The organism is Kribbella steppae, from assembly GCF_004342025.1.
Taxonomy (GTDB): Bacteria; Actinomycetota; Actinomycetes; order Propionibacteriales; family Kribbellaceae; genus Kribbella; species Kribbella steppae.
The window spans coordinates 227,168-241,682 of record NZ_SLWN01000010.1; the positions used below are offsets into that span (position 1 = coordinate 227,168).

Sequence of the window (14,515 nt, forward strand, 5' to 3'; positions counted from 1 at the left end):
CCAACAGCCGTGGAGGTGCCGATGGAGCCGGTGTTCGCACCTGACGTTCCCGACGGCGTACGGCGGTTGTACGAGCGCAGACCCGAGTTGTTCGTACCGGCCGGGCAGCCGAAGCCGAAGCGGGAGACGTCCTGGTCGGTCGCGCCGGGGAACACGTTCGGCACCCTGCTGGTCTGGCTCGCGGTCTGCGTCGGTGGCTGGATCCTGGCCGTGATCATCATGGCCGGGACCCTGCCGGCCGAGGTCGCCGCCTGGTCCGCCGTGGTGCTGGCCGGGATCGCGGTGGTCGCCACCGCCGGGATCCTGGTCATGTCCGGGTTCGAGGATCGCGGCCACAAGGCGGTCCGCCGGCAGCATGGGAAGTACCTGCTCTCCGACGACTTCGACGACGAGGCCCGCCGATTGCTGGGCCGGGCCCAGCGTGCGGTGAAAACGGTGCTTGAGGCAACAGTCACCCGGCGCGGGCTGCTGGACGAGGTGAAGAACGACCTGGTCCTGCCCGAACAGCTCTGGGATATCGCCCAGGTGCTGCGCGAGCAGTCCATCCTGCGCGCCCGTCAGCGCGAGATCGCCCGCGGGATGGCGACGGCCGAACTGGAGGCCGTGCTCGGGCCGCAGCGCCGCGCACTCGCGCTCTCGGTCGACGCGATCAAACGCAAGGTCGACCTCCTCGATCGGTACGCCGATCGCGTCCGCTCGGCCGATGCCGCCCTCCGGGCCGAGGCCGCGCTCGAGGACGGCGACCGCTACATCGAACTCCTGGCGCGGACGGAACCGGCCGGCGACACCTCGGTCGTCCAGGGTTTCGCCGACGAGGCGGGCGCCCTGCGCGACACCCTCACCCGCAGCATCAACGCGGCCCGCGACGCCGGCCGGACGCTAGCCCTGCCCGAGTAGCTTCTGCTCGTCCTCCGCGGACAGACCGACATCGAGCGGCGGTTCGCCACGGTCGCGGTCCCAGGCGAGGACGTCGGCGACGGTCTGCCGCAGCGGCGTGACCGGCATCCCGGCCGCCCGCGCCTTCGCCGGGTTGCGCCGCCGCTCACCCGCCTCCTCCACAGCCTCGACCAGCGGGAATCGCGCCGGTACGGCGTCCACCGGCACCTGCACCAACTCCACGGAGGTGCCGGAGAGTTCGGCCGCCGTCTCGATCAGCTCGGCGATCGTGCTGAACGGACCGACCGCGTTGAACGCACCCGACCGCCCGTCCGTGATCAGTTGGACGACGAGCCGCCCGAGATCCCGGCTGTCGATCAGCTGCAGCGGCTGCTCGGGCCTGGTCGGCAAGGCGACCCGCCCGCCGCGCCCGCCGCGTCTGATCCAGTACACGACCGTGCTCGTCGAGTCGCCCGGGCCGGTCACCTTCCCGGGCCGCACGATGGTCGCGCGATCGCCGTACCGCTCGAGCACGTCGTCCTCGCAGGCGACCTTGCACGGACCGTACGTGTCGTTCGTCAGTACGGCGGCCGCCCGCAGTGGCGGACGGCGTGCGGCGTTCTCGTCGGTGCCCGGCGGCAGATCGCGTACGTAGACGGCGTGGCTCGAGACGAACACGTACCGGCCGACCCGGTCGCCCAGCACGTCCATCGCATCGTCGACGTGCTTGCTCTGGTAACCGCTCAGGTCGACGACGACGTCCCACTCGCCGGTCCGCAGCGCCGCGTAGTCGCCGGTGTCGCGATCCCCGACCAGTTGCGTGACCTCCGGCGGGAGGTCGGTGCCGCTCTTGCCTCGACTGAAGGACGCCACCTCGGCGCCTTGGTCGAGCGCGTCAGCCATGACCGCGCGCCCGACGAACCCGTTACCGCCCAGCATCAGAATCCGCACAACCTCTGACCGTAACCCTCCTGATGCGTTGGCGCATCCGAATAGGCTCCGACCATGACGAACACGGTGGTGGTTGCCGGAGGCACCGGGGCGCTCGGGGCCGCGGTGACGGCGGAGTTCCTACAGGCCGGCTGGCGGGTCGTCGTCCCAGGACGGACCGAGGAGTCACTCGCCCGGCTCGGCACCGATCCGGCGCTGAACCCGATCGTCGCCGACCCCTTCGACCCAGCCGGTACGGCGGACGTCGTCGCGCTCGCCACGTCGGACGAGACCGCACCCCTGACCGCACTGGTCAACCTCGTCGGCGGATTCGCCTCCGGCTCGCGGGTGCACGAGACGCCGGTCGAGGAGTTCGAGAAACAGCTCCGGCTCAACCTGCGACCGACGTACCTGATGACCCAGGCCGTGCTTCCGCATCTGCTCGCCGCCGGCGGCGGGGCCATCGTGTGTACGTCGAGCGGTGCGGCGCTGCGACCGTTCTCCGGGGCGGCCGGGTACATCACCGCGAAGGCCGGCGTGATCGCGTTCGCCGACGCCCTGCACGCGGAGTACGCACGTGACGGCATTCAGGTGAACACCATCATCCCCGGCACCATCGACACCCCGGCCAACCGCGCCGCGATGCCGAACGCCGACACCAGCAAGTGGACCCCGCCGGAACGCATCGCCGGCGTGGTGCGCACCCTCGTCGAGACCCCCGGCTTTGCGGGCAGTCACCTGCCCGTATGACAACCGATTGACCCTGTAACACGTCTGAACGGGTACAGGTGTGGGTACTTGACGCACACTGGTTCTGGGGACGGCGACAGGGGAGCCATGGGGAGACGCTCGCGCGAGGCAGGCGCCACGGAGAATTCCGAGTTGCCGGAAGCCGAATCGGCCGGACGACGGCCGCGATCGGTGCCGAAGCTGCTCGGGCTGACCCTGTTCGGCGCCCTGCTCCCCGGGTCCGGCCTGATCGCCGGTGGGCGGCGCCGGATCGGCGTCTTCATCCTGACCGTCACCCTCGGGCTGATCGGGCTCGGCGTGTACATCGGCCTGACCCGGCGCGAGGAGGTGCTGGCGGCGGCCGTCGTACCGAGCCGGCTGCTGATGACCTCGGTGGCGATCGGGACGCTCGGGTTCCTCTGGATCGTGGTGATCGTCGCCTCGCACCGTTCGTTGCGTCCGGCAACAGGTGGGGCCGGCGGCCGGGCGGCCGGGGCGCTGCTGGTCGGCGTCCTGTGTTTCGCGATCGCGGTGCCGGCGGCGATCGGCGTACAGAGTGTGCTGGCCCAGCGCGAACTGGTCCAGGACGTGTTCGTCGCGCAGGGCGAGAGCAAGAGCGCGACCAGGCCGTCGGTGGTCAACACCCAGGACCCGTGGGAGGACAAGCAGCGGCTCAACCTGCTGCTGCTCGGCGGCGACGATGGGCCGAACCGGCCGGGGGTGCGGACCGACACGGTGATCGTGGCGAGTATCGACACCAAGACCGGCAACACCGCGCTGATCTCGATGCCACGGCAGCTGACCTTCATGCCGTTCCCGAAGGACTCGCCGCTGCACGAGATCTACCCGAACGGTTTCGGCAAGGAAGGGCTCAGCCTGGAGGGCCGGCTGGAGTGGATGCTGACCGCGATGTACCAGAACATTCCGGCCGCGCACCCCGGCATCCTCGGCCCGTCCGACAACGAGGGCGCCGACGTCCTCAAGCAGTCCGTCGGTGAGGCGATCGGGCTGCGACTCGACTACTACCTGCAGGTCAACCTGAAGGGATTCGCCCAACTCGTCGACGCGCTCGGCGGGATCACCGTCAACGTCAACGAGCGGGTCGCGATGGGCGGCGTCAGCAGTTCACACATCCCGCCGGACAGGTGGATCGAGCCTGGTCCGAAGCAGCACCTCAACGGGCTGCACGCGCTCTGGTTCGCCCGCGGCCGGTACGGCGCCGACGACGACCAGCGCCAGATCCGCCAGCGCTGCGCGATCAAGGGCATCGTCGACGCGGCCGACCCGCAGACCCTGATGACCAAGTACAAGGCGATCGCCAAGGCCGGCCAGCAGTTGCTCCGCACCGACATCCCGCAGGAACTGCTGCCCGCCCTGGTCCAGCTCGCCCTCAGGGTGAAGTCGGGCACCGTCTCCAACGTCAACCTCGATGTCACCAAGCTGCGGCTGAAGTACCTGCACCCGGACTACGACGCGCTGCGCGACACGGTCGAGAAGGCGCTCGAGCAGCCGACGCCCGCGGCGACCACTGCCCCGACCACACCGGCCATCCCGAAGTCGACCAAGCCCGCCCGCAAGCCGACCACAACGGCGCCTCCGGCTCCCACGCAGGACCTCGAGGACGCCTGCGCGTACCACCCGGACGGCGACCAGCCGAACTAGGGCACGTCTCTCAAGTCGACGGGAACCTTCCGGCCGAAGAGGGCTTCGGCGACTGCGGCCAGGTGCGGTTTGAGCTCCTCTTCGGTTGCTTGGTCAACGTCGGCGTACCGACAGCCGTCCGGAGGATGCCGACGCCGAGCAGCCAGGCCGCGGATAGCTCGGCTCATCCTGCGGGCCGTCGGGACGCCCGTCGACCCCTCGCTGCCCACCTTCGATCCTGACAACGCGCGCCGGCTCTACGACCTGACGACAGGGATGGCCGGCCGCTGAAATTACCCGTCGCGGCGAGTGTCGATCTGGTCGTGAACCGCTCGACGTGAGAGTAAGGATCGACCGACACGACGAGGAGAGTCACTGCGATGCGATACATGATCATCAACAAGGCGGACGCCGACAGCGAAGCCGGGAAGTTCCCGTCCGACGAGGTGGCCGGCGCCGTCGGCCAGGCCGTGGAGGAGATGTCGAAGGCCGGCGTCCTGCTGTTCGCCGAAGGCGTGCACCGTAGCTCGCTCGGCGCCCGGGTGAAGGTCCAGGGCGGTCAGCGCACCGTCACCGACGGCCCGTTCGCCGAGACCAAGGAACTGATCGGCGGTGTCATCGTCGTCGAGGTCCGCAACCGCGACGAAGCCGTCGAATGGGCCGCCCGCCTCGCCGAAGCCCTCGGTAGCGAAGTAGAAGTCCGCCGAGTAGTAGAAGAAGCCGACTTCGACCCGAACTCAGACCTCTACCAGAACTGACCGCCTGTCACCGGCCTGGGCATGCTGCTGCAGGCAGCGATCGCCTCACGGACCTGGCCCCTGGCAACAAGTGCGTCCGCCAGGGTCCAGGCCGTGTGCGAATTGCGAGAAGTTTGATCAGCTCACGGGACGAGGTCGGTACCGGTGTCCATTCGGCGGGTTGCCGTTCGTGGTAGTGCCAAACAACTCGTCGAAGGAGAAGACAATGACCGCGACTTCCGTTTCCAGCACCACGCTGACCGTCCCTGACGCGGACCTGTACTACGAGATCCGTGGCACCGGGCCCTTGGTGGTCCTGGTGGGGGCGCCGATGGATGCCGACTCGTTCGCGCCGCTCGCCGATTTGCTGGCTAGCGATCACACCGTGCTCACCACCGATCCACGCGGGATCAACCGCAGCCCGCTGCGCGGTGAGGGGTCGACGCCTGAGCAGCGCGCGGACGACCTGGCCCGGCTGATCCGGCACGTGGACGCCGGGCCGGCGACCGTGTTCGGGTCGAGCGGCGGCGCGGTGACCGCGCTGGCCCTGGCTCAGGCTCATCCGGAGCTGGTCAGCACGGTGATTGCCCACGAGCCGCCGCTGGATCGGCTGGTCGAGGACGCCGACGAACTGCTGGCCACGTCGGAGCAGATGATGGCCGACTACGTGGCCGGGGACGTGATCGGTGCCTGGAAGCAGTTCTTCGCGCTGGCGAACATCCAGGTCCCGGACGGCATGATCGAGGGGATGTTCGGTGGTGAGCGGGATCCGCGGCAGCTCGCCGATGAGCTGTTCTGGTTCGAGCACGAGCTGCGGGAGTCGATCACCTGGCTGCCGGACGTCGACACGCTGCGGGCCGGCGGTGTCCGCATCGTGGTCGGGATCGGCGCGGAGTCGGGCGGGCAGCTGTGCGAGCGGACCTCGACCGCACTGGCCGCCCGGCTCGGGATCGAGCCGACCCGGTTCCCCGGTGACCACACCGGATTCGCGGAGGGCCCCGAGCCGTTCGCGGTCGCTCTGCGCGCGGTCCTCGGTTAGATGAGACTCGCCCGTGGCTCCGCGGGCGGAGTATGTGAAGCTGGGGGTGACCGGTGTGGGCCTGTGTGAACGGGCCCGGATCGGGCACTGGGCGGAGGTGCCGGCCGGGTTCACCCGCGTGGCGCCTTGACCTCAACCGTGGTTGAAGTTTCAAGCTGGTGCCGCTGAAACAGGACATCGGAGATATCGGCCCCCGCGGGCCCCGACGAAGGAGCAGAGTTGACCACGTACACGCTTCCCGACCTCCCCTACGACTACGGCGCACTGGCGCCGAGCATCGCCGGTGAGATCATGGAGCTGCACCACTCCAAGCACCACCAGACCTATGTGAACGGCCTGAACGACACCCTGGAGAAGCTGGCCGCGGCCCGCGAGAAGGGTGACTTCGGCGCCATCGTCGGGCTGGAGAAGTCGCTCGCCTTCAACCTCGGCGGGCACGTCAACCACTCGATCTTCTGGAAGAACCTGTCACCGGACGGCGGCGACAAGCCGGACGGCGAGCTGGGTGCCGCGCTGGACGAGTTCTTCGGCTCGTTCGACTCCTTCCAGGCCCACTTCACCGCGGCGGCGACCACCATCCAGGGCTCCGGCTGGGCGATCCTCGGCTGGGACGCGCTGGCCGGCAACCTGCTCGTCCACCAGCTGTACGACCAGCAGGGCAACCTGCCGGCCGGGCAGATCCCGATCGTGATGCTGGACATGTGGGAGCACGCGTTCTACCTGCAGTACAAGAACGTGAAGCCGGACTACGTCAAGGCCTGGTGGAACGTGGTGAACTGGGGCGACGCCCAGGCCCGCTTCGACGCGGCCCGCGCAGGCGCTTCCGGTCTCATCACCGGCTGACCTGAGCTACACACGACTCGAGGGGCGCCCGGACCACGGGCGCCCCTCGCGGTCTGTTCACCGCAGGAAGGTGTCACCGTAGGAAGGCGGAGATCACCGGCGCGATCGCCGAAGCCTTGATCATGTGGTTCTGACCAGGCACTTCTTCGTGTTTCGCACCCGGTACGGCGCCCGCGAGCGCCTTCACCGACGTCCGCATCCAGCCCGGGCTCTTCCCGCCGTTGACCACCAGCACCGGTGCCTCGATCGTTGCCCATTGCTCCGGGTCGAGCGGCCGGCCGAAGCAGTTCTCGCCGAGCAGTGCGGCGTCGTACGGAAGGGTGTGCGCGACCGCCTTCATCCCCTTCCAGGCCGGCATCAGCTTCATCATCCCGACCATGAATCCCGGCAGCCCGATGCCCTTGGTCATGAAGTACTTCACCGCGTCACCCGGCTTGCCCGCGTCGCTCAGTGCGCGCATGTCCGCGACCCAGGTCGACGGGATCTGCTTGCGGCTCTGGTCCACGACGTACGGCGGCTCGAACGCGACCAGCTTCGTGATCGGCAACCCGGCCGCCGCGGCCCGCAGCGTCAGCGCCGCGCCCGACGACGTGCCATAGACGTACGCCGTCCCGCCGGCCGCCTCGATCACCGCGGCCAGGTCCTCGATCTCGCGCTCGACGTCGTACTCCGTCGCGTCGCCGCTGTCGCCTCGGCCACGCCGGTCGTAGTTGTAGACCGTGAACTCAGACGCCAGCAGTTCGGCGAGCTCCGGCATAGGTCCCTGCGCGCGGCTGCACAGGGCGCCGTCCACCAGGACCACGGCCGGGCCGCTACCACGCTGGTCGTAGGCGATCGTCGTACCGTCCTTGGAAATCACTGTCGCGGTCATGCGAAGAACTCCTTCAGCGCGGGGGCCAGGGCGGTCGGGGGACCGGTGAACACTCGGGTCGGAATCGCTATCGTCGCCGCCTCAGGGGGCAGCTCAGTGGTGCCTCCGAGCGGCTCGCAGAGGGCCAGCTTCGTCACCGGGCGGCCGGCGGCCGTCGCCAGCACGGCCAGGTCGGCGCCGGACGACGTACCGCACAGGTGGGCCGAGCCGCCGATGGCTGCGAAGATCGCGTCCAGGTCCTCGATCTCGTGCTCGATCGCGCACTCCGCGCCGTCGCCGGAGTCACCGCAGCCGCGGCGGTCGTAGTTGTAGACGGTGAAGTTCTGGGCCAGCAGCGCTGCGAGTCCGGCGTTCGACACCCGGTCCACGGAGCTGTCGCAGACGAGGACGACCGGGGGCCCGTCGCCGAGCCGGTCGTACGCGATGGCGGTACCGTCCGCCGACGTGACCTTCTCCATGATGTTCCTCCTGCATCAGTGGGCCACTCAGCTGGCCTCACCCCTGCGTCGAACATCGGTCCCGGAAATCGACATGCCGTACCGGAGAACTTACTGACAGGCCGCCGCGCGCTCGAGGAGCAGCGTGCGTTCCCGCTCGTTGCGGGTCAGACCGGCCGCCTTCTCGAACTCGGCGCGCGCCTCGTCGAACCGGCCGAGCTTGAACAGCAGGTCGCCGCGGACACTCGGCAGCAGGTGGTAGTCCTTCAGCGAGGGCTCGTCCGCGAGCGCGTCGACGGCCGCGAGTCCGCGTTCCGGGCCGAACGCCATCGAGAGCGCGACCGCCTGGTTGAGCTCGACCACCGGTGACGGGGTGACTTGCGCGAGGACGGCGTACAGGCCGGCGATCCGGGCCCAGTCGGTGTCGTCGGGGTCGGCCGCGCGGGCATGACAGGCGGCGATGGCGGCCTGGAGCAGGTACGGGCCGGGCGGTTTGTCCAGGGCCCAGGCGTGGTCGAGTCCTTCCAGACCGCGGCGGATCAGCAGGCGGTCCCAGCGACGGCGGTCCTGGTCGAGCAGCAGGACGGGTTCGCCTTCGGGGCCGATGCGGGCGTTGGCGCGGGAGGACTGGAGTTCCATCAGTGAGAGCAGGCCGTGGACTTCGGGCTCGTCGGGCATGAGCTCTGCCAGCAGGCGGCCGAGGCGCATCGCCTCGTTGCACAGCGCCGGGCGCATCCAGTCGTCGCCGGCGGTCGCGGAGTAGCCCTCGTTGTAAATCAGGTAGACGACCTCGAGCACGCTCGTCAACCGGTCGAGCAGGTCGTCACCCGAGGGGACCTCGAACTCGACGCCGGCCTTGGCGAGGTTCCGCTTGGCCCGGACGATCCGCTGGGCGATCGTCGCCTCCGGGGCCAGGAACGCGCGGGCGATCTCGTCGGTCTTCAGGCCGCCGAGAAGTTTCAGTGTCAGCGTCACCCGCGCGTCCATGGTGAGCACCGGGTGACAGGCGGTGAACACCAGCCGGAGCAGGTCGTCCTCGATGTGGTCCTCGAGGATCGCTTCCACGTCGTCCTCGACGCTGTCGCCGTCGATCTCCAGCTCGTGGCCCATCTCCGCGAGCTTGCGCTGGTACGTCTCCTTGCGCCGGATCAGGTCGATCGCTCGGCGCTTGGCGATCGCCATCAGCCAGGCACCGGGATTGTTCGGTACGCCGGACTCCGGCCATTGCTCCAACGCCGCCACCAGCGCGTCCTGGGCCAGTTCCTCGGCCAGCCCGACATCCCGCACGATCCTGGCCACACCGGCGATGATCCGCGCGGACTCGATCCGCCAGACCGCGTCTACCGCCCCCTGGGCCTCGATAACCGTCACCCGCCGATAGAACAACACCCCAGGGCCAACGGCAACCGCGTTCAGCTGAACTGCGGTTCCCCGAGCGGGAGGGTGAGCCCCCTCCGCGCTGACGCGAATCAAACGATTGCTGGTCTCCGCCTCCGGCCGGGACCTGGGCACCCGGTCGGGGCGAATAGACTTCGGGGGCTGGAACCCCCTCCGAAGATGGCTCGAGGTTTGTTGTGCTCACCATGCAGGACGCGCTGCTGGCGCTGACGAAGTACTGGACCGACCGCGGGTGCATGGTCGTGCAGCCGTTCAACACCGAGGTCGGCGCCGGAACGCTGAACCCGGCGACCATCCTGCGGGTGCTCGGTCCCGAGCCGTGGCGGGTCGCGTACGTCGAGCCGAGTGTCCGGCCGGACGACAGCCGGTACGGCGAGAACCCGAACCGGCTGCAGACGCACACCCAGTTCCAGGTGGTGCTCAAGCCGGACCCGGGTAACCCGCAGGAGCTGTTCCTCGACAGCCTGACCGCGCTCGGGATCGACGTCCACGCCCACGACGTCCGGTTCGTCGAGGACAACTGGGCCAACCCGGCGACGGGTTCCTGGGGGCTCGGCTGGGAGGTCTGGCTGGACGGCCTGGAGATCACCCAGTTCACCTACTTCCAGCAGGCCGGCGGGATGACGCTGGACCCGGTGTCGGTGGAGATCACCTACGGCATCGAGCGGATCATGATGGCGCTGCAGGGCGTTTCGCACTTCAAGGACATCGCCTACGCGCCCGGAATCTCGTACGGCGAGGCGTTCGGCCAGGCCGAGTACGAGATGAGCCGCTACTACCTCGACGACGCCGATGTCGAAAGCCAGAAGCGGCTGTTCGAGGAGTACGCGAACGAGGCCCGCCGAATGCTCGACGCGCGGCTCCCGGTCCCGGCGCACGTCTACGTGCTGCGCTGCTCGCACACCTTCAACGTGCTCGACTCCCGTGGTGCGGTCAGTACGACGGAACGCGCCAAGGCCTTCGGCCGGATGCGGTCGCTGGCCCGCGAGGTGGCTCAGTTGTGGGCCGAGCGTCGTACCGAGCTCGAGCACCCGCTGGGGATCGCCGAGTTGCCCGCCGCGGCGCCGGAGCCGACCGAGTTCCCGACCGTCACCGGGACCCGGCAGCTGACGTTCGAGATCGGCACCGAGGAGATGCCGCCGTCGGAGGTGACCAAGACCGCCGAGGCCGTCCGTACGGCTCTGACCGAGAAGCTGGCCGCGACCCGCCTCGGCCATGGCGACATCACGGCGTACGCGACTCCGCGCCGCGTCGTCGCCTTCGTCGCCAGTGTCCAGGCGGGCGAGCCGGACGCGGAGCGCGTCGTGCGTGGTCCGCGGAAGTCGGCCGCGTACGACGCCGACGGCAACGTCACCAAGGCCGCCGCCGGGTTCGCCCGCGGTCAGGGTGTCGACGTGAGCGAGTTGCACGATCTGGACGTCGACGGCGTCGAGTACGTCGCGGTGACCAAGCCCGACCCGGGTCGTGGTGCGGCCGAGGTACTGAGCGGCGTTTTGAGTGAGATCGTCAGCGGGCTGCGGTCGGACAAGAACATGCGGTGGAACGACGCCAAGCTGTCGTTCACCCGCCCGGTCCGTTGGCTGGTCGCGCTGCTCGGTGACCAGGTGGTCCCGGTGTCGGTGTCGTCTCTGGCCGCCGGCCGGACGACGCGAGTGCTCCGGACCGCTGCCCAGACGCAGGTCGAGATCGCCGCGGCCGAGGGGTACCTGGACCTGCTCCGGATCCACGGCATCGAGGCCGACCCCGCTCGTCGCCGCGAGCAGATCGTCACCGCCTCGCGTGAGCTGGCCGCGAGCGTCGGCGGTACGATCGACGTCGAGGGCGAATCCGCCCTGATCGACCAGATCGTCAACCTGATCGAGGAGCCGACCGCGATCCTCGGTGGATTCTCCGCCGACTACCTGACGCTGCCGGGCGAGATCCTGACCACCGTGATGCGCAAGCACCAGCGGTACCTGCCGGTCCGCGACGGCGACGGCAACCTCCTCCCGCACTTCGTTGCCGTGGCCAACGGTTCGGTCGACGAGGCCGTGGTCCGCGGTGGGAACGAGGGAGTGCTGCGGGCGCGCTACGAGGACGCCGCCTTCTTCTGGCGGGCCGACCTGGAGACGCCGCTCGAGACCATGAAGAGCGAGCTGGAGAAGCTGGCCTTCGAGGAGCGGCTCGGCTCGATGGCCGACCGGGCGGCGCGGATCGGCCGGATCGCCACGGCCCTGGCCGCGGTGGTGGGGCTGGACGGCGACGACCTGACCACGCTGAAGCGGGCTGCCGAGCTGGCGAAGTTCGACCTGGGGTCGCAGATGGTGGTCGAGCTGACCAGCCTGGCCGGCACGATGGCCCGTGAGTACGCGCGGCGTGCCGGTGAGACCGAGGCCGTCGCCCAGGCGCTCTACGACATGGAGTTGCCGCGGTCCGCGGGCGACCCGGTGCCGTCGACCACGCCGGGTGCGCTGCTAGCGCTCGCCGACCGGTTCGACCTGCTGGCCGGGCTGTTCGGGATCGGCGCCAAGCCGACCGGTAGCTCCGACCCGTTCGCACTGCGCCGCGCGGCCGCCGGTGTGGTCGCGATCCTGCGCGAGCACCCGTCGTTGAAGGCGATCACCCTGGAGGCCGGCCTGAAGGCTGCCGCCGCGGAGATCGGTGCCCAGGGCATCGACGTACCGGCGGATTCGCTGGACGAGGTTGCCGAGTTCACCGTCCGGCGGTACGAGCAGCAGCTGATCGATCGCGGTGACGACCACCACCAGGTGGCTGCGGTGTTGCCGTTGGCAACGGCTCCGGCGGTCGCGGACGAGACGCTGGCGTCCTTGCAGGAGCTGGTCGGCAGCAGCGACTTCGCCGACCTGGTGGCGGTTCTGCAGCGGGTACGACGGATCGTGCCGGAAGGGACCGAGGCGTCGTACGACGCGGGCAAACTGACCGAGCCGGCCGAGGTCGTCCTGCACGAGGCGGTCCAGAAGGTCGGCCAGGCGCCGACTGTGCTGGCCGACTTCGTCACTGCCGCATCGGTACTGGTCGAGCCGGTCACCACCTTCTTCGACGAGATCCTGGTGATGGCCGAGGACCAGGACCTGCGCGCTGCCCGACTGGGGCTGCTGGCAACGATCAGCGCGCTCGCCGCGCCGGTCCTCGACTGGCAGGCCCTCGGCACCAGCCTCAGTGCGGGAGAGTGAGCAGACCGGCGAGGCGTTCGCCGATCAGACGGTAGCCGTCGGGCCCTGGATGCACATCATCGGCGTACAGGGCCCGGGCCTCGTCCGTCGTGAGCACGTCGCGCCCGTCGATCACCTGGACGGCCGGGTCGGTCCGGGCGCCCAGCTCGACGCAGGCGCGGACGTCGTCCAGGGTGAGGCCGACCGCGTTCGGTTTGTCTTCGCGGTTCGGGGCGGGCAGGGGAGTGATCACGACGAGCGGCGTCTTCGGATGGCCCGCGCGGACCGTTGCGACGAATGCCTCGACCTGGCCCGGCAGGGTCCGGCCGCTGAAGGTCTCGCCGCCGTGGATGTTGATGCCGAGGCACAGCGAGATCAGCCGGGCCGGGAGATCCCGGAGCGTCCGGGCCGCGACCGGGTCGAGATGACACTCACCGGCGAAGCCGAGATTGACGGACTCCCAGCCGTGCTGCCTGGCGACCAGAGCCGGCCAGGTCTCGGACGGTCCGTACGCACCGCCGCTCTGGGTGATCGAGCTGCCGTAGGTCACCCACCGCGGTCCGGTCGGTGCGAGCGGCTCGGCCGCACCGTCGAAGCGCGGCTCGCGAATCGAGATCACGCCGGCCTGCGGTAGCCAGATCTCCACCTCCACCTGACCCCCCGGCAGGTCGAAGGTCAGCCGCTGCTCCCCCTCCCGGACCGCGGACCGCTGGTGCAGTTCGCCGTCGACCAGGACGTCGACCGGCGCGATCCTGGTGTAGATCCCGAGCTCCGCCCGGATCTCCAGGCTCACCGAGGATGCCGCCGTACGCCAGGCTCCTCGTACGCCCGCGGGTGTCGCGGCGCGATCCCAGAGCCGATGACCCGGGCGGTCCGGGTACCCGGTCCAGTCGATCTGCCGGAAATCGTGACCACGCGGATCCAGCCGCCAGTACGTCGTCCAGCCGTCGGCGTCGACCTCACGATGCTGGAAACCGGTCCACAGCGCGTCGGTCATGTTCGTGCTCCTCGGATGCCCCGGAGTGACCGGGCGACGGGTTGTGCGGCGGCGGACGTGAGGCGGGCGACCGCACGCGCACCGAGGCTGGCATCGACATGGGCGAGCATGACCGCAGCGGCCGTCTCGGAGTCCCCGGCCGCGATCGCGTCGACCAACGCGAGGTGCTCGGCGTGGGTACGGTCCAGGTCCTCCTCGGTGCGTCCGTCCTCGAGAGCAAGCCTGCGGTACCGGTCCGCCTTGTCCCACAGTCCGTCCAGGGTCTGGACCAGCATCTGGTTGTGCGACGCGGTGTAGATCGCGACATGGAACCGCCGATGCGTGGACAACTCGGCCGGCCCGGGGTCGGTCCGCAACGGCAACAGCTCGTCCGCCGTCGCGCGGATCAGTTCGAGGTCCTGCCTGGTACGACGCTCAGCCGCGAGCCCGGCCGCCAACGGGTCGAGCGACCGGCGCAGCTCGACCAGGTCACGCGCCTCCTCGGCGGTCAGCCGGGTCACCCGCGCGTCCCGGTGTGCATCCAGCTCCACCAGTCCGTCGCTCATCAACCGCCGCAGCGCCTCCCGCAGCGGCGTCGTACTGATCCCCAACTGCCGCGCCAGGGCTGCCTGCTGGATGACCGATCCGGGCACCAGATCTCCGTGCAGCACCTGGTCGCGCACGAGCTCGTACGCGACCTCGGCCTTGGTCGCCATCTTGGCCGCCCCGTTGGCCGCCAGATTCGGCTCTGCCACGCCTGCCCTCCTCGTCCGGACCGGGCTACAACTTACCTCAGGCATCTGGTTATAACGAGATCCAGGCACAGACCGCCTGATTTCAAGGCTTGAGACGATCATAGATGACCTGTTGACGCAGAAGGTTATAA

13 protein-coding genes are annotated in these 14,515 nt (G+C 69.5%); 7 read left to right on the forward strand and 6 right to left on the reverse strand.

Features of this window, described 5'->3' with window-relative positions:
* Positions 1–21: 21 nt before the first annotated feature.
* Complete coding sequence (locus EV652_RS28560; RefSeq protein WP_242002070.1) at positions 22–897, forward strand: hypothetical protein; 876 nt, start codon at positions 22–24, stop codon at positions 895–897.
* Here EV652_RS28560 and EV652_RS28565 read toward each other — a convergent pair.
* Entirely contained in the window at positions 880–1,827 is a 948-nt protein-coding gene (locus EV652_RS28565; protein WP_132212348.1) for an NAD-dependent epimerase/dehydratase family protein, read from the reverse strand. The two genes, EV652_RS28560 and EV652_RS28565, sit on opposite strands and share 18 nt — an antisense overlap.
* A 54-nt stretch (positions 1,828–1,881) precedes the next feature.
* Between EV652_RS28565 and EV652_RS28570 the strand changes: the two genes are divergently transcribed.
* The 5 genes from EV652_RS28570 to EV652_RS28590 all read left to right on the forward strand — a co-directional run bounded on the left by EV652_RS28570 (position 1,882) and on the right by EV652_RS28590 (position 6,795).
* Positions 1,882–2,556: an SDR family oxidoreductase gene (locus tag EV652_RS28570; RefSeq protein ID WP_132212349.1), complete on the forward strand. Its 675-nt coding sequence runs from the start codon at positions 1,882–1,884 to the stop codon at positions 2,554–2,556.
* Between the two features lie 87 nt (positions 2,557–2,643).
* Positions 2,644–4,197 (forward strand): LCP family protein, encoded by a 1,554-nt coding sequence (locus EV652_RS28575; protein WP_132212350.1) that lies wholly within the window; start codon positions 2,644–2,646, stop codon positions 4,195–4,197.
* 359 nt (positions 4,198–4,556) lie between these two features.
* Positions 4,557–4,934: a YciI family protein gene (locus tag EV652_RS28580; protein WP_132212351.1), complete on the forward strand. Its 378-nt coding sequence runs from the start codon at positions 4,557–4,559 to the stop codon at positions 4,932–4,934.
* 205 nt (positions 4,935–5,139) lie between these two features.
* Positions 5,140–5,952, forward strand: coding sequence for an alpha/beta fold hydrolase (locus EV652_RS28585; RefSeq protein WP_132212352.1), 813 nt, complete (start codon positions 5,140–5,142; stop codon positions 5,950–5,952).
* Between the two features lie 219 nt (positions 5,953–6,171).
* A complete protein-coding gene (locus EV652_RS28590; RefSeq protein WP_132212353.1) occupies positions 6,172–6,795 on the forward strand; it encodes a superoxide dismutase in 624 nt (207 codons plus the stop codon).
* A 73-nt stretch (positions 6,796–6,868) separates the two neighbouring features.
* Here the strand turns inward: EV652_RS28590 and EV652_RS28595 are convergent, their stop codons facing one another.
* The 3 genes from EV652_RS28595 to EV652_RS28605 all read right to left on the reverse strand — a co-directional run bounded on the left by EV652_RS28595 (position 6,869) and on the right by EV652_RS28605 (position 9,474).
* Positions 6,869–7,666, reverse strand: coding sequence for an alpha/beta fold hydrolase (locus EV652_RS28595; RefSeq protein WP_132212354.1), 798 nt, complete (start codon positions 7,664–7,666; stop codon positions 6,869–6,871).
* Positions 7,663–8,124: an alpha/beta fold hydrolase gene (locus tag EV652_RS28600; protein WP_132212355.1), complete on the reverse strand. Its 462-nt coding sequence runs from the start codon at positions 8,122–8,124 to the stop codon at positions 7,663–7,665. Before EV652_RS28600 ends, EV652_RS28595 begins: the two co-directional genes overlap by 4 nt.
* A 90-nt stretch (positions 8,125–8,214) precedes the next feature.
* Positions 8,215–9,474 carry an RNA polymerase sigma factor gene (locus EV652_RS28605; protein WP_132212356.1) on the reverse strand — a complete coding sequence of 420 codons (1,260 nt, stop codon included), beginning with the start codon at positions 9,472–9,474 and terminating at the stop codon, positions 8,215–8,217.
* A gap of 212 nt (positions 9,475–9,686) precedes the next feature.
* Here EV652_RS28605 and EV652_RS28610 point away from each other — a divergent pair, with 212 nt between their 5' ends.
* Positions 9,687–12,674, forward strand: coding sequence for a glycine--tRNA ligase (locus EV652_RS28610; RefSeq protein ID WP_199238457.1), 2,988 nt, complete (start codon positions 9,687–9,689; stop codon positions 12,672–12,674).
* Here the strand turns inward: EV652_RS28610 and EV652_RS28615 are convergent.
* Complete coding sequence (locus EV652_RS28615) at positions 12,658–13,650, reverse strand: GDSL-type esterase/lipase family protein (protein WP_132212358.1); 993 nt, start codon at positions 13,648–13,650, stop codon at positions 12,658–12,660. The two genes, EV652_RS28610 and EV652_RS28615, sit on opposite strands and share 17 nt — an antisense overlap.
* Complete coding sequence (locus tag EV652_RS28620) at positions 13,647–14,384, reverse strand: GntR family transcriptional regulator (RefSeq protein WP_199238445.1); 738 nt, start codon at positions 14,382–14,384, stop codon at positions 13,647–13,649. Before EV652_RS28620 ends, EV652_RS28615 begins: the two co-directional genes overlap by 4 nt.
* Positions 14,385–14,515 lie beyond the last annotated feature (131 nt).

Excerpts from the sequence above, each read along its gene's own strand:
- EV652_RS28595 (WP_132212354.1), bottom strand. The coding sequence starts at position 7,666 with ATGACCGCGACAGTGATTTCCAAGGACGGTACGACGATCGCCTACGAC.
- EV652_RS28575 (WP_132212350.1), top strand. The coding sequence starts at position 2,644 with ATGGGGAGACGCTCGCGCGAGGCAGGCGCCACGGAGAATTCCGAGTTG.
- EV652_RS28610 (WP_199238457.1), top strand. The coding sequence starts at position 9,687 with ATGCAGGACGCGCTGCTGGCGCTGACGAAGTACTGGACCGACCGCGGG.
- EV652_RS28600 (WP_132212355.1), bottom strand. The coding sequence starts at position 8,124 with ATGGAGAAGGTCACGTCGGCGGACGGTACCGCCATCGCGTACGACCGG.
- EV652_RS28585 (WP_132212352.1), top strand. The coding sequence starts at position 5,140 with ATGACCGCGACTTCCGTTTCCAGCACCACGCTGACCGTCCCTGACGCG.
- EV652_RS28580 (WP_132212351.1), top strand. The coding sequence starts at position 4,557 with ATGCGATACATGATCATCAACAAGGCGGACGCCGACAGCGAAGCCGGG.
- EV652_RS28615 (WP_132212358.1), bottom strand. The coding sequence starts at position 13,650 with ATGACCGACGCGCTGTGGACCGGTTTCCAGCATCGTGAGGTCGACGCC.
- EV652_RS28570 (WP_132212349.1), top strand. The coding sequence starts at position 1,882 with ATGACGAACACGGTGGTGGTTGCCGGAGGCACCGGGGCGCTCGGGGCC.
- EV652_RS28560 (WP_242002070.1), top strand. The coding sequence starts at position 22 with ATGGAGCCGGTGTTCGCACCTGACGTTCCCGACGGCGTACGGCGGTTG.